The sequence below is a fragment of the Streptomyces brevispora genome (assembly GCF_007829885.1).
Classification (GTDB): Bacteria; Actinomycetota; Actinomycetes; order Streptomycetales; family Streptomycetaceae; genus Streptomyces; species Streptomyces brevispora.
Genome location: NZ_VIWW01000001.1, coordinates 3759309 through 3780163, shown reverse-complemented (window position 1 = coordinate 3780163; position 20855 = coordinate 3759309). Strand labels below are relative to the sequence as shown.

Sequence of the window (20855 nt, the reverse complement as noted above, 5' to 3'; positions counted from 1 at the left end):
ACAGAGAAGGCCCCCGTCCGAGGACGAGGGCCTTGCTTTGTGGCGGCGCCAGGGTTCGAACCTGGGTAGGCTGAGCCGGCAGATTTACAGTCTGCTCCCTTTGGCCACTCGGGCACACCGCCAAGGGATGCTGCCGTGAGATCCGTCTCTCGACGGCGCTCTGTGGCAACGACGTAAACGATACCTGATGCCCAGGGGTGCTACGCCACTGGATTGACCAGCGGCCCGGACGGGCGTGGGTGGCTAGGCTTTGGGTCGGCGGCGTGGTGTCAGCAGGCCCCTCGGCCGCCCCGTAGACATTTCGTTTCCCGTACCCCCGATACAAGGAGCCACACGTCATGGCCGACTCCAGTTTCGACATCGTCTCGAAGGTCGAGCGGCAGGAGGTCGACAACGCCCTCAACCAGGCCGCCAAGGAGATCTCGCAGCGTTACGACTTCAAGGGCACCGGAGCCTCGATCTCCTGGTCCGGCGAGAAGATCCTCATGGAGGCGAGCGGCGAGGAGCGCGTCAAGGCGATCCTCGACATCTTCCAGTCCAAGCTGATCAAGCGCGGCATCTCACTGAAGTCGCTGGACGCGGGTGAGCCGCAGCTGTCCGGCAAGGAGTACAAGCTCTTCGCCACCATCGAGGAGGGCATCTCCCAGGAGAACGCCAAGAAGGTCGCCAAGATCATTCGCGACGAGGGCCCCAAGGGTGTCAAGGCGCTGGTCCAGGGCGACGAGCTGCGGGTCAGCTCGAAGAGCCGGGACGACCTGCAGGCCGTTCAGGCACTGCTGAAGGGCCAGGACTTCGACTTCGCCGTGCAGTTCGCGAACTACCGGTAAGGCGCTGCGGTCCGGACGCGGGGCGGAATATGCCGCTCCGCATCCGGACGTCATGTCCGCATACCGCCGGTCACGGCGGCGCGGGCGACGCAGACCGGTCCGTGGCAGCCGATGATCCGGCTGTCTGCCGGACGAGGAGAGAGACGAGTCATGACCATGTACGCGACGGTCGACAGCCCGCTGGGCGAACTGCTGCTGGTCGGCGAGAAGGCCGCGGGACCGGCCGGGGTCGCGCTCGTCTCGCTCTCCCTGCCGGGGCAAAAGGGCGCGGCGGCCGTCCAGGACGGCTGGACCCTTGAGCCCGGGGCCTTCGCGGGAATCGCCGCCCAGCTGCGGGAGTACTTCGCGGGGCGGCGGACCCGCTTCGACATCGTCCTCGCGGACGGCCGGGGCACCGACTTCCAGCGCCGGGTCTGGGCCGCGCTGGACGAGGTCCCCTACGGGGAGACGGTGTCGTACGGGCAGATCGCCGAGCGGGTCGGGTCCTCCGGGGCGGGGGTACGGGCCGTGGGCACGGCGATCGGGCGCAATCCGCTGCTGGTCGTACGGCCGTGCCACCGGGTGATCGGCGCGGACGGGGCGCTGCGTGGTTACGCGGGCGGTCTGGAGTGCAAGGAGCGGCTTCTGGGGCTTGAGGGCGCCCTGGCGGTGAGCTGATGGCCGGGCTCTTTCCCAGGCCGCGGGCGGAGGTCGCGCCGGGGGCCGTGCATGTCCCCGAGTGGCTGTCCGTGGAGCAGCAGCGGGAGTTGGTGGCGGCCTGCCGGGAGTGGGCGCGCGGGCCCGTACCGCTGCGGCACACGGCGTTGCCGGGCGGTGGAGTGATGTCCGTACGGAGTGTGTGCCTCGGGTGGCACTGGCAGCCGTACCGGTACTCGCGCACGGCGGACGACGTGAACGGCGCACCGGTCGCACCGTTCCCTCAGTGGCTCGGGGAGTTGGGGCGGGCGGCGCTGGTGGAGGCGTACGGGCGGGAGAGTCCGGTGCGGACGTACAGGCCGGACACCGCGCTGATCAACTTCTATGACGACGCGGCGCGGATGGGCATGCACCAGGACAGGGAGGAACGGTCCGGTGCCCCTGTGGTGTCGCTGAGCATCGGTGACACCTGTGTCTTCCGCTTCGGGAACACGGAGTCCCGGGGAAGGCCCTACACGGATGTGGAATTGGCCTCGGGGGATCTGTTCGTCTTCGGCGGGCCGTCGCGTTTCGCGTTCCACGGGGTGCCGAGGATCCGTCCGGGGACGGCCGGTCCCGCGACAGGGATGAGCGGTGGTCGGCTCAATCTGACCCTGCGCGAGACCGGGTTGGGTATCTGAGGACGGACGGTCTCAGCGGCGTTCGCGGGAGTTGCCGAAGAACAGCCGGTAGACGATCAGCAGGATCAGCGAACCGCCGATGGCCGCGACCCAGGTCGCGAAATCGAAGGGGTCCTTGGAGATCGGGTGGTCCAGGAAGCGCGTCGATATCCACCCACCGAGGAACGCACCGACGATCCCGGTCAGCGTGGTGCCGATGAGGCCGCCGGGGTCGCGCCCCGGCAGCAGGATCTTGGCGATGACGCCGGCGACCAGTCCAAGAATGATCCAACTGACAATAACCATGTGTGCGAACCTACCCGTCCCTCGGTCTCGGAATCCAAGACGTTCGTGAGGGCCGGGCGGTTGCGCGGCACGGTGTGCGGCCCGGTTGCCGTCCGGTTCACTACCAGCTAGCGAACTCTTCGTCGGTGCTGACGATCTCCTTGCCGAAGGGCATCAGCGATACGGGGATCATCTTGAAGTTCGCGATGCCCAGGGGGATGCCGATGATCGTGATGCACAGGACGATGCCGGTGGTGATGTGGCCCAGCGCCAGCCACCAGCCGGCGAGGACCAGCCAGAGCACGTTCCCCACGCAGGAGGGCGCGCCCGCGTCCCGGCGGTCGACGACACGGTGGCCGAAGGGCCACAGGGCGTAGACACCGATGCGGAAGGCCGCGAGGCCGAATGGGATACCGATGATCGTGATGCACAGCAGGAGGCCCGCGGCGAGGTAAGCGAGGAACATCCAGAAGCCGCACAGGACCAGCCAAATGACGTTCAGAATGGTTTTCACGGGCGATGACCTGCCATCTGCTCGAGTCGGGCAATGCGCTCCGCCATCGGCGGGTGTGTCGAGAACATTTTGGACACGCCCTGTCCGGGGCGGAAGGGATTCGCGATCATCATGTGACTCGCGGTCTCGATCCTGGGCTCGGGCGGCAGCGGAAGCTGCTTGGTGCCCGCCTCCAGCTTCCGCAGGGCACTCGCCAGGGCCAGCGGGTCACCCGTCAGCCGGGCGCCCGAGGCGTCCGCCTCGTACTCGCGGGAGCGGCTGACGGCCAGCTGGATGACGGAGGCGGCGAGCGGGCCCAGGATCATGATCAACAGCAAGCCGAGGACGCCGGGGCCCTCGTCGTCGTTGGAGCGGCCGATCGGGATCAGCCAGGCGAAGTTGACCAGGAACATGACCACGGAGGCGAGGGCGCCGGCGACGGACGAGATCAGGATGTCGCGGTTGTAGACATGGCTGAGCTCATGGCCGAGGACGCCGCGCAGCTCCCGTTCGTCCAGGATCTGCAGGATGCCCTCGGTGCAGCAGACCGCGGCGTTGCGCGGGTTGCGGCCGGTCGCGAAGGCGTTGGGGGCCTGCGTCGGGGAGATGTAGAGCCGGGGCATGGGCTGGCGGGCGGCGGTGGAGAGCTCGCGGACCATGCGGTAGAGCCGGGGCGCCTCGAACTCGCTCACCGGGCGGGCACGCATGGCGCGCAGCGCCAGCTTGTCGCTGTTCCAGTACGCGTAGGCGTTGGTGCCCACGGCTACCACGAGCGCGACGATCAGGCCGGTACGTCCGAAGAAGCTGCCGATGAGGATGATGAGTGCGGACAGGCCCCCGAGGAGTACGGCGGTTCTCAGCCCGTTGTGCCGGCGGTGCACGGTACGCCCTCCAAGTGGTGCAAGCAGGGGAACCCTTTGCTTGGTGGTGCTCCACTCCCCAGTGGAGCCTCCCGTACTGGTCAACGCCAGGCGAGGAGAGCTAGTTCCCTTGTGCTCACGGCCGCGCAGGCCCGGCCGGCTCCGGCTGTTCGTACCGGAGCAGCCGTAGGCCGTACGGGTGGAGGGGGGTGCGGCGGGTCAGCGCTGGACGGGGAGGTTCGCGAGCGCCAGGGCCTCGGGGGCGGGCTCGACCTCGCTGGTGCAGTGCGCGCAGCGGGAGGCGATGGCCGGGATCTCCGTGTAGCAGCGGGGGCAGTCACGCAGGGCGGCCTTGATGTCGGCCTGCTCCTCGTCCTTCTTGGCCGTGAAGCGGTTCTGGACCTTGGCCATGGGCACGACGACACAGAAGTAGAGGACCGCAGCGGTGATGAGGAAGGCGATCGCGGCGCTGACGAAGAGTCCGTAGGGGAACGTCACGTCGTCGAACTTGAAGTGCGCCTTGCTGAAGTCGCCGGTTCCCCGGGTGATGATGCCGATCAGCGGCACGATGAACGCGTTGCTGAATCCGGTGACGACTGCGGTGAACGCGGCTCCGACGGCGAGGCCGATCGCCATCGAGATCACGTTTCCGCGCAGGATGAAGTCCTTGAAACCGTTCAGCACTGCTCTTGCTCCTCTGTGACGTCGACGCCGAATGCGCCGTGTGCGGGCATGACCCTGCCCTGTGCGGACTGCTGGGGGCAAGCCGGTCTTGAAGTCGTCAGAACAGGTTGACGGCGGCGAACCTGAGGACGGTCTGCGGGGCTCCCGAGAGGGCGATCCCGGCGACGGCGGTGAGGACGATCGCGGCGGTCAGCGGGGCCGGGGTCCGCTGCCGGGAAGTGGTCTGCGGCTGCTCCGTACCTTCCGGCGCGGGGCCGCGGAACAGTGCGGCGGTCCACTGGAGGTAGTAGTAGAGCGCGATCACGACGTTGACGGCCATGACGACGGCGAGCCAGCCGAGTCCGGCGTCGACGGCCGAGGAGAAGACGGTGACCTTGGCGAAGAGTCCGATGATGCCCGGCGGGAGTCCGGCCAGGCAGAGCAGGAAGAAGCCCATGGTGAGGGCGGCCAGGGGGCGGGTGGCGTAGAGGCCGCGGTAGTCGGCGATCCGGTTGTGCGGGTGGGTACGGGCGACCAGGGCGGCCACCGCGAAGGCGCCGAGGTTCACGACGGCGTACATCAGGGCGTACGCGACGGTGGAGCCGATCTGCCGGTCGCCGGCGTACGCGGCTGCGGCGATCGGCACCAGGAGGTAGCCGGCCTGGGCGACGGACGACCAGGCGAGGAGGCGTACGGCGCTGCGGGCGCGGGTGGCGCTCTGGCGCAGCGCGGCGACGTTGCCGATGGTCATGGTGAGCGCGGCGAGGACGGCGAGGGCGGGGCCCCAGACGTCCGCGTAGGAGGGGAACGCGACCACGGTGACGAGGATGAGGCCGGAGAAGCCGACCGCCTTGCCGACGACCGAGAGGTAGGCGGCGATCGGCAGGGGGGCGCCGACGTAGGTGTCGGGGACCCAGAAGTGGAAGGGCGCGGCGGCTGTCTTGAAGGCGAAGCCGACGAGGGTGAGGACGACGCCCGCCTGGGCGAGGGTGGCGAGCTGCCCGGGGACGTCGTCGAGCCGGCCGGCGATCTCGGTGAGGTGGAGGGTGCCGGTCGCCGCGTAGACGAAGCTGACGCCGAGGAGCATCACGGCGGTCGCGACGACGGAGGACAGGAAGAACTTCAGAGCGGCCTCGGAGGAGCGCCGGTCGCCGCGCTTGATGCCGACGAGGGCGAACGCGGGCAGCGAGGCGACTTCGAGGGCGACGACGAGGGTGGCGAGGTCGCGGGCGGCGGGCAGCAGCGCGGCGCCCGCGGCGGAGGACAGCAGCAGGAACCAGAACTCGCCGGCCGGGAGCTTGCGGGTGTCGCCGATCGAGAGCAGCGCGGTGAGCAGGGCTCCGCCGAGCACGAGGACCTGGATGATCAGGGTGAAGTGGTCGGCGGTGTAGCTGCAGGCGCGGGTGCCGGTGGTGAGGCAGAAGGTGGAGCGGTCGCCGTCGCGCAGTGGGACGAGGAGGGCGAGGGCGGCCACGAGTCCGGCGACGGCTCCGTAGCCGAGGAGCGGTTTGTGTGTCCGGGGTACGAAGAGGTCGGCGACCAGGACGACGAGTGCGACGGCCGCGACGGTGACCGGGGGCGCGATGGCGAGCCAGTCGACGGACTGGACGAGGCTGGTGGTGCTCTCGGCCGCTGTGGTCACGACTTGCCTCCTGCGAGGAGCTTCTGCACGGCCGGGTCGGTGAGGCCGAGGAGGACGGCGGGCCACAGGCCGGCCAGGACGGTGAGGGCGGCGAGGGGGGTCCAGGCGGCGAACTCGTGGTTCTGGATGTCGGGGATCCGGTGGGGTTCCTCGCGCTTGGCGCCCATGCAGACGCGGCGTACCAGGATGAGCATGTACGCGGCGGTGAGCAGGGTGCCGAACGCGGCGACCGACATGAAGGTCAGGAAGGCGGGGCGGCTCAGGCCGTCGGCGGGGTCGAAGGCGCCGAACAGTGCGAGCATCTCGCCCCAGAACCCGGCGAGGCCGGGCAGGCCGAGGGAGGCCACCGCGGTGAACGCGAGGAGGCCGCCGAGGCGGGGCGCGCTGCCGTAGAGCGCGGCGCCGGTGGCACCGGAGAGGGTGTCGAGGTCGGCGGTGCCGTACCGGTCCTTGACCGCGCCGGCCAGGAAGAACAGCAGGCCGGTGATGAGCCCGTGGGCGATGTTGGCGAAGAGCGCGCCGTTGACACCGGTGGGGGTCATGCTCGCGATGCCGAGGAGCACGAAGCCCATGTGGCCGACGGAGGAGTACGCGATCAGGCGCTTCAGGTCGCCCTTGGCGCCGGGTCTGGCGAGGGCCAGGCAGGCGAGCGATCCGTAGATGATGCCGGCGACCGCGAACGCCGCGAGGTAGGGCGCGAAGGTGTGCATGCCGTCGGGGGCGACCGGGAGCAGGATCCGGACGAATCCGTACGTGCCCATTTTCAGCAGGACGCCCGCGAGGAGGACCGAGCCGACGGTGGGGGCGGCTGTGTGGGCGTCCGGGAGCCAGCTGTGCAGCGGCCACATCGGGGTCTTGACCGCGAGTCCGATCCCGATCGCGAGAACGGCGATGACCTGCACGGACGAGGTGAGGCCGCGGCCGTTGTCAGTGGCGAGTGCCACCATGTCGAAGGTGCCGCTCTTCAGTCCGATGAGGAGCAGGCCCAGCAGCATGACGACCGAGCCGAGCAGTGTGTAGAGGATGAATTTCCAGGCGGCTGCCTGCTTCTGCGCACCGCCCCAGCGGGCGATGAGGAAGTACATCGGGATGAGGACCATCTCGAACGCCAGGAAGAACAGCAGCAGATCGAGGACGGCGAAGGTCGCGAGGGTGCCGGACTCCAGGACGAGGATCAGTGCGACGAACGCCTTCGGGGAGGGGCCCGCGGGCAGCTTGAAGTAGCTGTGGAGCGCGCAGAGGAAGGTCAGCAGCGCGGTCAGTACGAGGAGGGGGAGTGAGATGCCGTCGATGCCGAGATGGATGCGGACGTCGAGCGCCGGGATCCAGCTGATGTCGGTGGTGGCCTGCATCTTCGACGGGTGGTCGTGGTCGAAGCCGGCGGCCAGCACGATCGTGGCGACGAGGATCACGCCGGTGACGGTCACGCCGTGGCGGAGCACGGCCTGGTCGGGGTTCCTGCCCTTCAGTCCGGGCGGGGCCGGGAGCAGGGCCGCGACGGCCCCGAGGAGCGGGACGACGACGATGAACGCCAGAAGGAACTGCATCACGGATGCGCTGATATCGAACACGGCTCACGACCCGGCGTTGACGTTGGCGAAGACGACGGCGGCGACCGCCAGGACCAGGGAACCGGCGAGCAGTGCGCTGAGGTAGGTCTGCACATTGCCGGTCTGGGCACGGCGGACGGCGGTGCCGAGCCAGCGTGCGCCGGTGGCGGAGCCGCGTACGTAGGTGTCGACGACCTCGCGGTCCAGGAAGCGGACGAGGCTCGCCGCGGCCTGGACGGGGCGGACGAACAGCGCGGCGTACAGGGCGTCCAGGTGGAAGCCGTCGGCCGCGTGGCGGTGGAGCGGGCCGAGCAGCAGCCGGCCGGGGTCGGCCGGGTCGGGGGCGTCACCGGCGGCTCCGTAGGCGGCGGTGTGGCTCTCCATGGCCTCGACCTCGATGAGGGCGGGTTCCGCGTCGGGGTGGGCGACGACGACGCCCATGGGCGTCCGGGCGGCCAGTGCCGTGGTGTGGCGCCAGGCCCCGTAGGTGACGAGGCCGCCGACGAGGCCGACGCCGGTGGAGAGGACGGCTGTGGTCAGCGACGGGGCGAGGCTGTGGCCGTCGAACCAGTCGCCGATCACGCCGACGGTGAGTCCGAAGGCGATGGTGGGGACGGCCAGTACCCAGAGGACCGAGGTCATGGCGACGGGCTGCCGGCCGTGGTCGGGGGCCTCGGCGCCGCGGCCCCGGAAGGCGAGGAGCCAGAGTCGGGTGGCGTACGCGGCGGTGAGGACGGCGGCCAGGAGTCCGGCGACGAGGACGGTCCAGCCGGCGGCGGCCGGGGCGACGTGGCGGTCGCCGAGGGCGGTGTGCTCGGCGGCGACGAGGACGGCTTCCTTGGAGAAGAAGCCGGCGAACGGCGGGATGGCGGCCAGTGCGAGGAGCGCGACGGTCATCGTCCAGTAGGCGTCGGGGATGCGCTTGGCCAGGCCGCCCATGCGGGACATGGTGGCCAGCGAGTTGGTGCCGGCGGCGTGGATGACGACGCCCGCGGCAAGGAAGAGGACGGCTTTGAACGCGCCGTGCGAGAGGAGGTGGAACACGGCGGCGCCCCGGTCGCCGACGGCCAGCGCGCCGGACATGTAGCCGAGCTGGCCGATCGTGGAGTAGGCGAGGACGCGTTTGATGTCGTCCTGGGCGAGGGCGGCGAGTCCGGAGCCGATCATCGTGACGGCGGCCATGACGGCGAGGACGACGAGCGCCGCGCCCGAGGCGGCGAAGACGGGGAGCAGCCGGGCCACGAAGTAGATGCCGGCGGCGACCATCGTCGCGGCGTGGATCAGCGCGGACACGGGGGTGGGGCCGGCCATCGCGTCGGGCAGCCAGGTGTGCAGGGGGAACTGCGCGGACTTGCCCGCGACACCGGCGAGAAGGAGCAGGGCGATCACGGTGGGGTGGTCGAGGCCGTCGTGGGCGACGGATCCGAGGATGCCGGTGATGCGGAAGGTGCCGGTGTCGGCGGCGAGGGCGAACAGGCCGATGAGGAAGGGGACGTCGCCGAGCTTGGTGACCAGGAAGGCCTTGAGGGAGGCGGCGCGCGCCTCGGGCGTCTCCCAGTAGTGGCCGACCAGGAAGTACGAGCAGATGCCCATGATCTCCCAGCCGACCAGGAGCACCATCAGGTCGCCGGAGTAGACGACGAGCAGCATCGCGGAGGTGAAGAGGGAGACGAGGGCCGCGTACGAGGGGTAGCGGGGGTCGTCGCGCAGATACGCGGTCGAGTAGATCTGCACGCAGCTCGCCACGAGGGCGACCAGGACGGCGACCAGGACCGCGAAGCCGTCGAGGTGCAGGGCGAGGTCGATCGGGACCGAGCCGGTGGGGGTGAGCTGGGTCGCGGCGTCGATGGCCCGGCCGCCGCCCTGGCGGGCCGCGACGACGGCCGCGATGACGAGGGAGGCGAGGGAGGGCAGTACCGCGAGCGGGCGGACGAATTCCGGGGCGTTGCGCCCGAGCAGGAGTCCGGCCGCGGCTCCCAGGAACGGAAGGAGGGGGACGAGGACGGCGAGGGTCGTGGTGGTCACGGGGTGGCCTCTGCCTTCTTTGCCTTCCCTGCCGGAGCAGTGGCCTGGTCTTCGGTGCCGGCGGCGTGGTCGGTGCCGTCGCTGTCGCCGTCCGGGAGGGTTTCGGCCTCGTCGGTCTCGGCGGTGTCGCGGAGACGGTCGACGTCGGAGCTGCCGCGGTTGCGGTACACGGCGAGGACGATGGCCAGGCCGATACCGATCTCCGCCGCCGCGATGGCGATGGTGAACAGGGCGAGGGCTTGGCCGGAGTGCAGGGCGTCGCGGAGCCAGACGTCGAAGGCGACCAGGTTGAGGTTGACGGCGTTGAGCATCAGCTCGACGGACATCAGGACCAGGATCGCGTTGCGGCGCGCGAGCACTCCGTAGAGCCCGGTGCAGAAGAGGAGGACGGCGAGCACGGCGGGGTAGGCGAGGTGCATCAGCTCTTGTCCTCTCGGTCCTTGCGGGACAGGACGACCGCGCCGACGAGGGCGGCGAGCAGGAGCACGGAGAGCGCTTCGAAGGGGAGCACCCAGTGCCGGAAGAGGAAGGCGCCGGTGGCTTCGGTGGAGCCCTGGGCCGGCCCGTCCAGGTCGATCCAGGTGGTGCGGAAGGCGTCCACGACGACCCAGACGAGGGTGCCGGCGGCGGCGACGGCCACTGCCAGGGCGGCCCAGCGGTTCTCCGAATCGGCGTCCGGGGAGCGGCCGATGGGGGCTCTGGTGAGCATCAGGCCGAACAGCAGGAGGACGACGACGGAACCGATGTAGATCAGTACCTGCACCCAGGCGATGAACTCGGCCGTGAGCAGGAGGTATTCGACGGCGAGGCCGCCGAGCGTCACGATCAGCCAGAGGGCGGCGTGCACCAGTTGCTTGGTCGTGACGGTGATGAGGGCCGCGCCGAGGGTGGCGATGCCGACCAGGACGAAGGCGATCTCGATACCGCTCGGGGAGAGGAAGCCGGGGTGGCTCCCGGTGACGGTGATGACGGGGCCGGAGGTGGCGCCGAGGGCGGTGGCACCGACGGTGGCGGTAGCGGCAGCGGTGATCACGCCTGGCCCTCCTTGTCCGTCGGGGCGGGGTCCGTCGGGGCGGGCGGGGCGGCTGCGGCTGCTTCCTGCTCACGCTGGGTCCGGAGCTTCTCGGCCGTCTTGCGGGCGGCGGCGATCTCCTTCGGTTCCTCGGAGCCCGGGTCGAGGGCCGGCGGCTCCGGCACCGTCCACATCCACTCGCGGAGCTTGTCGCGCTCATGGGTGAGTTCGAGGATGTCCGTCTCCGCGTACTCGAACTCCGGCGACCAGAAGAGCGCGTCGAACGGGCACACCTCGATGCAGATCCCGCAGTACATGCAGAGCGAGAAATCGATGGCGAAGCGGTCCAGCACATTGCGGCTGCGCTCGCGCCCGCCGGGGGCCGCGGCGGGCACCGTCTCCTTGTGGGAGTCGATGTAGATGCACCAGTCGGGGCACTCGCGGGCACAGAGCATGCAGACCGTGCAGTTCTCCTCGAACAGCGCGATGACGCCGCGGGAGCGGGGAGGCAGTTCGGGCTGCACGTCCGGGTACTGGGCGGTGACGGTCTTCTTCGTCATCGTCCGCAGGGTGACGGCGAGACCCTTGGCCAGGCCTGCGCCGGGGATCGGGGGCACTAGTTGATCGCCACCTTCACGATGCCGGTGAGCGCGATCTGCGCGAGAGCGAGCGGGATGAGCGTGGTCCAGGCGAGCTTCTGCAGCTGGTCCTCGCGGAGGCGTGGATAGCTCACGCGCAGCCAGATGACGACGAAGGCGAGGACGGCGGCCTTCAGGAGCGTCCAGACCCAGCCCAGTCCGTCGGCGCCCAGCGGGCCGTGCCAGCCGCCGAGGAAGAGGACGGTGGTCAGTCCGCACAGCACGACGATGCCCGCGTACTCGGCGAGCAGGAAGAGGGCGAAGCGGAGGCCGGTGTACTCGGTGTACGCACCGAAGATGATCTCCGAGTCGGCGACCGGCATGTCGAACGGCGGGCGCTGGAGCTCGGCGAGTCCGGCCACGAAGAAGACCAGGGCGCCGATGATCTGCCATGGCAGCCACCACCACTCGAAGGCATCGAGGATGCCGGGAAGGGATACGGTGCCGGCCGCCATCGCCACGGAGGCGGCGGCGAGCAGCATCGGCAGCTCGTACGCGAGCAGTTGCGCGGCGGTGCGGAGGCCGCCGAGCAGCGAGAACTTATTGGCCGACGCCCAGCCCGCCATGAGCGAGCCGAGCACGCCGATGCCCATCACGGCGAGCACGAAGAAGATGCCCGCGTCGACGACCTGGCCGACCGCGCCGTCGCCGGGGCCGATCGGGATGGCGACGAGCACGAGGAGGTACGGGAGCAGCGCGACGGCGGGGGCGAGCTGGAAGACGCGGCGGTCGGCCTCGGCCGGGACGATGTCTTCCTTCTGCACGAACTTCACGCCGTCCGCGACGAGCTGGGCCCAGCCGTGGAAGCCGCCGGCGTACATGGGGCCCAGGCGGGCCTGCATGTGGGCCATCACCTTGTGTTCGGTCTGGCCCACGACGAGGGGGACGACCATGAACACCGCGAAGACGATGACGAGGTGGAGGGCGACGTCCAGTACGTCGTTCACTCGGTATCGCCTCCGGCGGGGGTGTTAGGGGGAGTGTCGGGGGTGTTGGGGGGCTCGGGGGCCTCTGAGGTGTCCGCCGCGTCGGAGGAGTGTCCGGCGGGGGGCTCGGTGAGAGGTTCGGTGGGGGGTTCCGGGGTCGGGGGTGTGGCGGTGGGGGTGCCGTTGCGCTGGGCCTCTCCCCTGCCCGCCTCTTCCCGAACCGGGGGCTCCGCTTCCGGGCCCCCGCTCCTCGGACGCCGCGGGGGCCGGGACGTGGACGCGCCCGTGCCCGACGTCTCGGCATCCGGGCCCGGAGAGTCGTCGAACGCCGGGCGGGCGTTGTGCCACGGCGCGTCCGCGGTCGGAGCCGAGCCCGCGGGCGCCCCGCCCCCGGCCGCCGGGTTGCCGGTCGCCTTGTCCTCGGTCGTCTTGCCCCCGGTCGCCTTGTCCGCAACCGCCGAATCGCCCCCGGCCGCCGGGTCCACGACCGTCGGGTCCACGACCGTCGGGACCGCCGCCGGGTCCACCGCAGTCGGGGACGCCGCCGCCGGCTGCTGGCTCGCCGAGCCGTCGCTCGCGCTGCGGGTGCGGCGGGCCGGGCGGTCGCCCGCGGGCCGCGCCGTGCGGGTGGGGCGGGTGGGGGCAGGCGGGAGCTGGCCCTTCAGCGGGCCCCATTCGTTCGGGTCGGGGACGCCGGGCGGCAGCATCGTGCGGCGCTTCGGGCCGCCGTGCTCCGACTCCCCCGGCTCCTTGGCGCCCGGCCAGGCCTTGGCCACGCGGGCGGCCAGGACGAAGTCCTTGCGCAGCGGGTGGCCCTCGAAGCCCTCGGGCAGCAGCAGCGGGACCAGGTGCGGGTGGCCGTCGAAGGCGATGCCGAACATCTCGTGCGTCTCGCGCTCGTGCCAGGCCGCGCCCGCGTAGACGTCGATCGCGGTGGGCAGCACGGCCGCCTCGTGCGGAACGGTGGTGCGGACCAGCAGCCGGCGGACCGCCGGGCCGGGTCCGGAACGGTCGGGCAGCGCGGCGAGATGCGCGCAGACCCGGAAGCCCGTGCCCGGTTCGTCCACGGCGCTCAGCCAGTCGAAATAGGTGCAGCCGAGCCCGTCGCGCGCCGTTTCCAGGGCGGCGATCCAGGAGGCGGGCGGCACATCGACGGTCAGCAGGTCGTACGCCTGCTCCGCCGTGGCGTCCTCGCCGAAGATCTCGGTGACGGCGTCCGGCAGCCGGTCGTAGCGCTCGGCGGCGGTCACTTCCGCTCCTCCCCGGACGAGTCCGGAGCGGACGGTGCCGACGGGTCCGGAGCGGACGGTGCCGGCGGTGCCGACGGTGCGGCGACCAGTCCGCTGCGCAGCGCGGTGGCGGAGGGACGGGCGGCGCCGCCCGTCCCGTAGCGCTCGCCCAGCGACTCGCGCGCGATCTTCTCCTGGAGCTTGAGGATGCCCTGGAGCAGGGCCTCCGGCCGGGGCGGGCAGCCGGGGACGTAGACGTCGACCGGGATGATCTGGTCGACGCCCTTCGTCACGGAGTACGAATCCCAGTACGGGCCGCCGCAGTTGGAGCAGGCGCCGAAGGAGATGACGTACTTGGGCTCGGGCATCTGCTCGTACAGCCGCTTCACCGCCGGGGCCATCTTGTCCGTGACGGTGCCGGAGACGACCATGAGGTCGGCCTGACGGGGACCCGGGGCGAACGGGATCACGCCGAGCCGCATGAAGTCGTGGCGGGCCATGGAGGCGGCGATGAACTCGATGGCGCAGCAGGCGAGTCCGAAGTTGAAGACCCAGAGGCTGTAGCGGCGGCCCCAGTTGAGGACCACCTTCATCGGCTCGGGTGCGAGCCGCGACAGCACGCCCAGCCGTTTCGGCTCAGGAAGGAACGTGGGTACGGAGTCGGGTGCCGGTCCGGGTACGGGACCCGACTCCGGGCCCGGCTGCGACTGCGGCTGACCGGCGGACGACGGGTTCGTCACGTCCATTCGAGGACGCCCTTCTTCCATGCGTAGAGCAGTCCCACGGCCAGGAAACCGAGGAAGATGAACATTTCCACCAGCGTCGTCGCGCCGTATCCCGGCGCGGCGAAGACGGTCGCCCAGGGGAACAGGAAGATCGAGTCGACGGCGAAGATCACGTACAGGAAGGCGTACACGTAGTACCGGACCTGGGTGTGGGCCCAGCCCTCCCCCACGGGGTCCACGCCGCACTCGTACGTGAGGAGTTTCTCCGGCGTCGGGACCACGGGGCGCAGCAGCCGGCCGGCTCCGAAGGCGACGGCGACGAACAGCACCCCGACGACGGCGAGCAGTCCGACGACCGAGTAGCTGTGGAAGTACTCCGACGCGAGAACGGTCGGTCCCGGCAGGTCCGTAACGTCCGCCACGTCCGCCCCTCGCTCCCTCAAACCTGTTCGACGATCTGTACGCACGGGAGTCTAGGCCCTGTAAAGGAACGGTAAGCAGTCGCGTCGGGCAACTGGTGGGGTTATCCCTACTTCATCGCCACCCATGAACCCCATGGCGTCGGGGTGCCCCACCCGGCACGCTGGGTGTATGACCATGAGCCCCCAGGTACCCGGCAATGACCGGCCGCCGCCCGCCCGCTCCGCCCTCGACGCGTGGACGTGGAAGGAGATCGCGCATCTCCTCGCCAATCTCCCGATGGCGATCGCCGGATTTGTTTACACGGTGTTCATGATCGGCGTCGGCGTGGGGCTCGCGGTCACGGTGATCGGTCTGCCCCTGCTGGCCGCCGGGCTGCAGGGTGCGCGGATGATCGGCCGGGCCGAGCGGGGCCGGGCGCGGAGTCTGCTCGGGCTGCGGATCGACGAGCCGAGCCCGATGGCCCGGGTCCGCCGGGAGGGGGGGTTCTTCGCCTGGCTGTGGTCGAGCCTGAAGGATCCGGTGGGCTGGCGAGCGGTGCTGTACTCCTTCATCCGACTGCCGTGGGGCGTGCTCACCTTCGCCGTGACGCTGGTGAGCCTCATCGTCGTGTGGCCGGTGCTCCCCTATACGGCGCGGCTCCTGTCCAACGCCGACCGGGGCATGGTGCGCGGGCTGCTTTCGCCCTCCGACGAACTGGAACGCCGGATCGCGGAGCTGGAGTCTGACCGGGGTGTCGTCGTCGACACCGCCTCCGCCGACCTGCGCCGCATCGAACGCGATCTGCACGACGGCGCCCAGGCCCGCCTCGTCGCCCTCGCCATGGGGCTCGGCCTCGCGAAGGAGAAGCTGACGGTCGATCCGGAGGCCGCGGCCCTGATGGTCGACGAGGCCCACGGCGAGATCAAGCTCGCCCTCCAGGAACTGCGCGACCTCGCGCGCGGCATCCACCCCGCCGTCCTCACCGACCGCGGCCTCGACGCCGCGCTCTCCGCCATCGCCTCCCGCTGCACCGTTCCCGTGACGGTGAAGGTGGATCTGCCGGGGCGGCCGGCGCAGGCCATCGAGGGCATCGCCTACTTCACCGTGTCCGAACTGCTCCAGAACGTCAGCAAGCACAGCGGGGCGCGCACGGCCTCCGTGGACGTGTGGCGGACGGCGGACCGGCTGCTGATCCAGGTCACCGACGACGGACGCGGCGGCGCCTCGATGGACGGCGGTACGGGGATGTCGGGGCTGGCCGAACGGCTGGGCGCCGTCGACGGTCTGTTCGTCCTCGACTCCCCGCCCGGCGGCCCGACGACGGTCACCGCGGAGCTGCCCTGGCGCGACCGGGAGGACGAGAAGGGCGCGGTCGGGCCCCGTAAGGACCGGACCGGAGCGGCCGAACGGCGCTGAGAGCCACGGGCCCCGACGGGCCCTGGAGGCAGCCCTGAAACAACCCTGCGGGCAGCCCTGAAGGCAGCCCTGAAGGTAGCCCTGGAGGTAGGGAAAACCCCCGGTCGAAGAGGGATACCGGCCTCATGGTGGGCCGCTCGGCGGGCCAGCACAATTGAAGTACGCACAACAGTACGCACAGCAGTACGCACAGCAGTACGCACGGCAGACAGAGGCAGTCACGCAGGCGGCCACGCAGGCAGTCGCACCGACAGCCACACAGGCAGCCGCCGAGGCAGTAACCGAGCAGAGGAAACGGACGGAACCCATGGCCACGGCATACGGACCGGACACGCGGGACCATGAGCGACCGGGGACCGGCTTCGGGGACCGCCCCGCGGAGAGGCATTTCTTCCCGGCCTGGCTGCGCGCGCCCCTTGAGGGCCGGACCTGGCGCGAGTTCGCCTATCTGCTGCTGAGCCTGCCGATCAGCGTCGTGCTGTTCTCCTTCGCGATCACCATGGTGTCGCTGAGCGCCGGCCTGCTGATCACCTTCCTGGGGATTCCCGTCCTGGCCGCCGGGCTGAGCGTGTGCCGTGGCTTCGGGGCGATGGAGCGGGCCAGGGCCCGTGGCCTGCTGAAGCTGGACGTGCCCGCTCCCGCGCCGGTACGCGGCCGGACCGGGGGTCTGATGTCCTGGGTCGGGGCGGTCCTGAAGAGCGGGGTGTCCTGGCGGCACCTGCTCTACTCGGTGCTGCACTTCCCGTGGGCGGTCTTCGCCTTCAGCGTCTCGCTGACCTTCTGGTCGTGGGGCTGGGCGGCCCTCACCTACCCGCTGTGGCACTGGGTGTTCCCGACGCATGTGGGGGTCAGCGGCATCCAGCTGTACGGGGACGCCACCCACCAGGTCTATCTGGACTCCACCTTCGATCTGGGGGCGACCAGCGCCATGGGGCTGGTGATCGTCCTGATCACGCCGTGGATCATCCGCGGTCTGGCCTCGGTGGACCGGCTGATGGTGGCCGGGCTGCTGGGTCCGTCCCGGCTGGCGACACGGGTCACGGAGCTGGAGTCGGACCGGGGTGTCGTCGTCGACACGGCCGCCGCCGACCTGCGCCGCATCGAACGTGATCTGCACGACGGCGCCCAGGCCCGCCTCGTCGCCCTCGCCATGGATCTGGGGCTCGCCAAGGAGAAGCTGACCAAGGACCCGGAGGCCGCGGCCCTGATGGTCGACGAGGCGCACGGCGAGGTCAAGGTCGTCCTCCAGGAACTGCGCGACCTGGCCCGCGGCATCCACCCCGCCGTCCTCACCGACCGCGGCCTCGACGCCGCGCTCTCCGCCATCGCCTCCCGCTGCACCGTCCCGGTCACGGTCGAGGTGGACCTGGCGTCCCGGCCGGCGCAGGCCATCGAGGGCATCGCCTACTTCACCGTGTCCGAACTGCTCCAGAACGTCAGCAAGCACAGCGGGGCGCGCACGGCCTCCGTGGACGTGTGGCGCACCGCGGACCGGCTCCTGCTCCAGGTCACCGACGACGGACGCGGCGGCGCCGACCTGACGTCGGGCAGCGGGCTCGCCGGTCTGACCGAGCGACTGGACGCGGTGGACGGGGTCCTGGTCGTCGAGTCCCCGGTGGGCGGCCCGACCAAGATCACGGCCGAACTCCCCTGGCGCGGCTGACCGGCCTCCGCCCTCCTCCTCTCCCGGCCCGGTCGCCGGGCGGTCCCGAATACCGGGCCCGCCCCGCGACCGGGCTGCCCCGCGCCCCGCCCGGCCACCGCGTCGCCCCGCGCCCCGCGAGGCGACGCAACCCGGCAACGCAACCCTCCGAACGTTCACGGCGTCACCGCCGATACTGAGATGCTGGGAGACCGGGAGACCGGAAACCTGAACGGCATACGGGCGGGAACAGCGAGCAGTGGGGGAAAAGGACGTCGTGGTGGAGGACAGGGTGCGCGTAGTCATCGCCGAGGATTCGGTACTGCTCCGGGAGGGACTCACCCGGCTGCTGACCGATCTCGGTCATGACGTCGTGGCAGGGGTCGGGGACGCGGAAGCCCTGATCGCGACGGTGGGCGAGCTCGCCGCGCAGGACGCGCTGCCCGATGTGGTGGTCGCCGACGTGCGGATGCCGCCGACCCACACCGACGAGGGTGTGCGCGCCGCGGTGCGGCTGCGCAAGGAGTACCCCGGGATCGGGGTGCTGGTCCTTTCGCAGTACGTGGAGGAGCAGTACGCCACCGAGCTGCTGGCCGGGTCCAGCCGGGGTGTCGGGTATCTGCTGAAGGACCGGGTCGCCGACGTGCGGGAGTTCGTCGACGCGGTGGTCCGGGTGGCGCAGGGCGGGACGGCGCTGGACCCCGAGGTGGTGGCGCAGTTGCTGGGCCGGAGCCGTAAGCAGGATGTGCTGGCCGGGCTGACGCCGCGTGAGCGCGAGGTCCTCGGCCTGATGGCGGAGGGGCGGACGAACTCGGCGGTGGCCAAGCAGCTGGTGGTGAGCGACGGCGCGGTGGAGAAGCACGTCAGCAACATCTTCCAGAAGCTCGGGCTGTCCCCCAGCGACGGCGACCACCGGCGGGTGCTGGCCGTGCTGACCTATCTGAACTCCTGATGGAACACCTCTGAACTGCTGATGGAACACCCAACCATCTGACACTCTGTCAGATGGTTGCCGGGGTACTTCCCGGCAACGTCCGGACAGGGCACCCGGCGACTCGCTCCAGGCCGCCTCCAGTGAGGCTCCGGCGAGGAACCGGGTGGCTGATGAATCATGACGGAACAGCGCCGAAAAGCGTCTCAAAATGCCGTCCACCATGTGATCGGCCAGAGGAAGGCGACCCTTACAGACGTAGGGTGGGGCCTGGGACCGCCGGCGGGCCGGATGGTTCCGAGCCGCCGCGCCGAGGGAGGTCCAGTAAGTGACCAGCCAGGTCAGTAGCCCAGCCGATCAGGCCGATGAGGCCAGTGAGGCGCTCGTGGGGGGACAGCGTGCCCCCCAGTCCGCACCGGGCAACGGTGACAAGGAGATCCGCCGTCTGGACCGGGTGATCATCCGCTTCGCGGGTGACTCCGGCGACGGTATGCAGCTCACGGGTGACCGGTTCACCTCGGAGACCGCATCCTTCGGGAACGATCTCTCCACCCTGCCGAACTTCCCCGCCGAGATCCGGGCCCCCGCAGGCACCCTGCCGGGCGTGTCGTCGTTCCAGCTGCATTTCGCCGACCACGACATCCTGACTCCCGGCGACGCACCCAATGTGCTCGTCGCGATGAACCCGGCCGCGCTCAGGGCCAATATCGAGGATGTGCCGCGCGGCGCCGAAATCATCGTGAACACCGATGAGTTCACCAAACGCCCCATGGCCAAGGTCGGATACACGACAAGTCCGCTGGAGGACGGCTCGCTGGAGGCGTACAACGTCCACCCGGTGCCGCTGACCACCCTCACCATCGAGGCGCTGAAGGAGTTCGGGCTCTCCCGAAAGGAGGCCGAGCGCTCCAAGAACATGTTCGCACTCGGGCTGCTCTCCTGGATGTACCACCGTCCGACCGAGGGCACCGAGACCTTCCTGCGGGCCAAGTTCGCCAAGAAGCCGCAGATCGCCGAGGCGAACGTGGCCGCTTTCCGGGCCGGCTGGAACTTCGGGGAGACCACCGAGGACTTCGCGGTCAGCTATGAGGTGGCCCCGGCCTCCCAGGCCTTCCCCACCGGCACGTACCGCAACATCTCGGGGAACCTCGCGCTGTCCTACGGGCTGATCGCGGCGGGCCGGCAGGCTGACCTGCCGGTCTATCTGGGCTCCTACCCGATCACCCCGGCCTCCGACATCCTGCACGAGCTGTCCAAGCACAAGAACTTCGGCGTGCGCACCTTCCAGGCCGAGGACGAGATCGCGGGCATCGGCGCCGCACTGGGTGCCGCGTTCGGCGGTGCGCTCGGGGTGACGACCACGTCGGGGCCGGGGGTGGCCCTGAAGTCGGAGACCATCGGCCTCGCCGTCTCCCTCGAACTGCCGCTGCTGATCATCGACATCCAGCGCGGCGGGCCGTCCACCGGCCTGCCCACCAAGACCGAACAGGCCGACCTGCTCCAGGCGATGTACGGGCGCAACGGCGAGGCCCCGGTGCCGATCGTGGCCCCGAAGACCCCGGCGGACTGCTTCGACGCGGCGCTCGACGCCGCCCGGATCGCCCTGACCTACCGCACCCCGGTCTTCCTCCTCTCCGACGGCTACCTGGCCAACGGCTCCGAGCCCTGGCGCATCCCCGAGGTCGACCAGCTCCCGGACCTGCGGGTGCAGTTCGCCGGCGGCCCGAACCACGAGCTGGCCGACGGCACCGAGGTCTTCTGGCCGTACAAGCGCGACCCGCAGACCCTGGCCCGCCCCTGGGCGGTCCCCGGCACCCCCGGCCTCGAACACCGCATCGGCGGCATCGAGAAGCAGGACGGCACCGGCAACATCTCCTACGACCCCGCCAACCACGACTTCATGGTCCGCACCCGGCAGGCCAAGATCGACGGCATCGAGGTCCCGGACGTGGAGGTCGACGACCCCGCGGACGCCAGGACGCTGGTCCTGGGCTGGGGCTCCACGTACGGCCCCATCACCGCCGCCGTCCGCCGGCTGCGCGCCGCCGGGCACCCCATCGCCCAGGCACATCTGCGCCATATCAATCCGTTCCCGCGGAATCTCGGCGAGGTGCTGAGGCGTTACGACAAGGTGGTCGTCCCGGAGATGAACCTCGGGCAGCTGGCCACGCTCATCCGGGCCAAGTACCTGGTGGACGCGCACAGTTACACCCAGGTCAACGGCATGCCGTTCAAGGCCGAGCAGCTCGCGACGGCCCTCAAGGAGGCCATCGATGCCTGAGACCGTTTCCGAG

The 20855-nt window shown here is 70.4% G+C and carries 21 protein-coding genes and 1 tRNA gene; 7 read left to right on the top strand and 15 right to left on the bottom strand.

Going from position 1 to position 20855, the window contains the following annotated elements:
- Positions 1–40: 40 nt before the first annotated feature.
- Positions 41–122: transfer RNA gene (locus FHX80_RS17665), tRNA-Tyr, on the bottom strand.
- 216 nt (positions 123–338) lie between these two features.
- Between FHX80_RS17665 and FHX80_RS17660 the strand changes: the two genes are divergently transcribed.
- From FHX80_RS17660 to FHX80_RS17650, 3 genes are all read left to right on the top strand, one after another.
- The gene (locus tag FHX80_RS17660; RefSeq protein ID WP_123461029.1) at positions 339–827 is read left to right on the top strand and encodes a YajQ family cyclic di-GMP-binding protein; all 489 of its coding nucleotides are present in this window, start codon (positions 339–341) and stop codon (positions 825–827) included.
- 150 nt (positions 828–977) lie between these two features.
- Positions 978–1484 (top strand): methylated-DNA--[protein]-cysteine S-methyltransferase, encoded by a 507-nt coding sequence (locus FHX80_RS17655; RefSeq protein WP_145765066.1) that lies wholly within the window; start codon positions 978–980, stop codon positions 1482–1484.
- Positions 1484–2143, top strand: coding sequence for an alpha-ketoglutarate-dependent dioxygenase AlkB family protein (locus FHX80_RS17650; protein ID WP_145765065.1), 660 nt, complete (start codon positions 1484–1486; stop codon positions 2141–2143). Before FHX80_RS17655 ends, FHX80_RS17650 begins: the two co-directional genes overlap by 1 nt.
- Positions 2144–2155: 12 nt before the next feature.
- Here FHX80_RS17650 and FHX80_RS17645 read toward each other — a convergent pair whose 3' ends face one another.
- From FHX80_RS17645 to FHX80_RS17580, 14 genes are all read right to left on the bottom strand, one after another.
- On the bottom strand, positions 2156–2428 hold the full coding sequence (locus FHX80_RS17645; RefSeq protein WP_145765064.1) for a GlsB/YeaQ/YmgE family stress response membrane protein: 273 nt from the start codon (positions 2426–2428) through the stop codon (positions 2156–2158).
- A gap of 100 nt (positions 2429–2528) precedes the next feature.
- Positions 2529–2921 (bottom strand): YccF domain-containing protein, encoded by a 393-nt coding sequence (locus FHX80_RS17640; protein ID WP_145765063.1) that lies wholly within the window; start codon positions 2919–2921, stop codon positions 2529–2531.
- The gene (gene htpX, locus FHX80_RS17635; protein ID WP_145765062.1) at positions 2918–3781 is read right to left on the bottom strand and encodes a zinc metalloprotease HtpX; all 864 of its coding nucleotides are present in this window, start codon (positions 3779–3781) and stop codon (positions 2918–2920) included. The genes FHX80_RS17640 and htpX overlap by 4 nt, the downstream gene beginning before the upstream one ends.
- Positions 3782–3979: 198 nt before the next feature.
- A complete protein-coding gene (gene mscL, locus FHX80_RS17630) occupies positions 3980–4444 on the bottom strand; it encodes a large conductance mechanosensitive channel protein MscL (RefSeq protein WP_145765061.1) in 465 nt (154 codons plus the stop codon).
- Between the two features lie 97 nt (positions 4445–4541).
- Positions 4542–6065, bottom strand: a complete 1524-nt coding sequence (locus tag FHX80_RS17625; protein ID WP_145765060.1) for an NADH-quinone oxidoreductase subunit N — start codon at positions 6063–6065, stop codon at positions 4542–4544.
- The gene (locus tag FHX80_RS17620; protein ID WP_145767362.1) at positions 6062–7612 is read right to left on the bottom strand and encodes a complex I subunit 4 family protein; all 1551 of its coding nucleotides are present in this window, start codon (positions 7610–7612) and stop codon (positions 6062–6064) included. The genes FHX80_RS17625 and FHX80_RS17620 overlap by 4 nt, the downstream gene beginning before the upstream one ends.
- 27 nt (positions 7613–7639) lie before the next feature.
- A complete protein-coding gene (locus tag FHX80_RS17615) occupies positions 7640–9640 on the bottom strand; it encodes an NADH-quinone oxidoreductase subunit 5 family protein (protein ID WP_145765059.1) in 2001 nt (666 codons plus the stop codon).
- The gene (nuoK, locus tag FHX80_RS17610; RefSeq protein ID WP_145765058.1) at positions 9637–10059 is read right to left on the bottom strand and encodes an NADH-quinone oxidoreductase subunit NuoK; all 423 of its coding nucleotides are present in this window, start codon (positions 10057–10059) and stop codon (positions 9637–9639) included. Before nuoK ends, FHX80_RS17615 begins: the two co-directional genes overlap by 4 nt.
- On the bottom strand, positions 10059–10607 hold the full coding sequence (locus tag FHX80_RS17605) for an NADH-quinone oxidoreductase subunit J family protein (protein ID WP_145767361.1): 549 nt from the start codon (positions 10605–10607) through the stop codon (positions 10059–10061). Before FHX80_RS17605 ends, nuoK begins: the two co-directional genes overlap by 1 nt.
- 62 nt (positions 10608–10669) lie before the next feature.
- Complete coding sequence (locus FHX80_RS17600) at positions 10670–11269, bottom strand: NuoI/complex I 23 kDa subunit family protein (RefSeq protein WP_145765057.1); 600 nt, start codon at positions 11267–11269, stop codon at positions 10670–10672.
- Positions 11269–12237 carry a complex I subunit 1/NuoH family protein gene (locus FHX80_RS17595; RefSeq protein WP_145765056.1) on the bottom strand — a complete coding sequence of 323 codons (969 nt, stop codon included), beginning with the start codon at positions 12235–12237 and terminating at the stop codon, positions 11269–11271. The genes FHX80_RS17600 and FHX80_RS17595 overlap by 1 nt, the downstream gene beginning before the upstream one ends.
- Positions 12234–13466, bottom strand: a complete 1233-nt coding sequence (locus tag FHX80_RS17590) for an NADH-quinone oxidoreductase subunit C (RefSeq protein ID WP_145765055.1) — start codon at positions 13464–13466, stop codon at positions 12234–12236. Before FHX80_RS17590 ends, FHX80_RS17595 begins: the two co-directional genes overlap by 4 nt.
- Complete coding sequence (locus FHX80_RS17585) at positions 13463–14191, bottom strand: NADH-quinone oxidoreductase subunit B (protein ID WP_145765054.1); 729 nt, start codon at positions 14189–14191, stop codon at positions 13463–13465. The genes FHX80_RS17590 and FHX80_RS17585 overlap by 4 nt, the downstream gene beginning before the upstream one ends.
- Positions 14182–14592 (bottom strand): NADH-quinone oxidoreductase subunit A, encoded by a 411-nt coding sequence (locus FHX80_RS17580; protein ID WP_145765053.1) that lies wholly within the window; start codon positions 14590–14592, stop codon positions 14182–14184. Before FHX80_RS17580 ends, FHX80_RS17585 begins: the two co-directional genes overlap by 10 nt.
- Before the next feature lie 169 nt (positions 14593–14761).
- Here FHX80_RS17580 and FHX80_RS17575 point away from each other — a divergent pair, with 169 nt between their 5' ends.
- The 4 genes from FHX80_RS17575 (at position 14762) to FHX80_RS17560 (ending at position 20842) form a co-directional block, all read left to right on the top strand.
- A complete protein-coding gene (locus FHX80_RS17575) occupies positions 14762–15988 on the top strand; it encodes a sensor histidine kinase (RefSeq protein ID WP_145765052.1) in 1227 nt (408 codons plus the stop codon).
- 307 nt (positions 15989–16295) lie between these two features.
- Positions 16296–17651: a sensor histidine kinase gene (locus FHX80_RS17570; protein ID WP_145765051.1), complete on the top strand. Its 1356-nt coding sequence runs from the start codon at positions 16296–16298 to the stop codon at positions 17649–17651.
- Positions 17652–17922: 271 nt separating this feature from the next.
- Positions 17923–18582: a response regulator transcription factor gene (locus FHX80_RS17565; protein ID WP_145767360.1), complete on the top strand. Its 660-nt coding sequence runs from the start codon at positions 17923–17925 to the stop codon at positions 18580–18582.
- Positions 18583–18889: 307 nt separating this feature from the next.
- Positions 18890–20842: a 2-oxoacid:acceptor oxidoreductase subunit alpha gene (locus tag FHX80_RS17560; protein WP_145765050.1), complete on the top strand. Its 1953-nt coding sequence runs from the start codon at positions 18890–18892 to the stop codon at positions 20840–20842.
- Positions 20843–20855 lie beyond the last annotated feature (13 nt).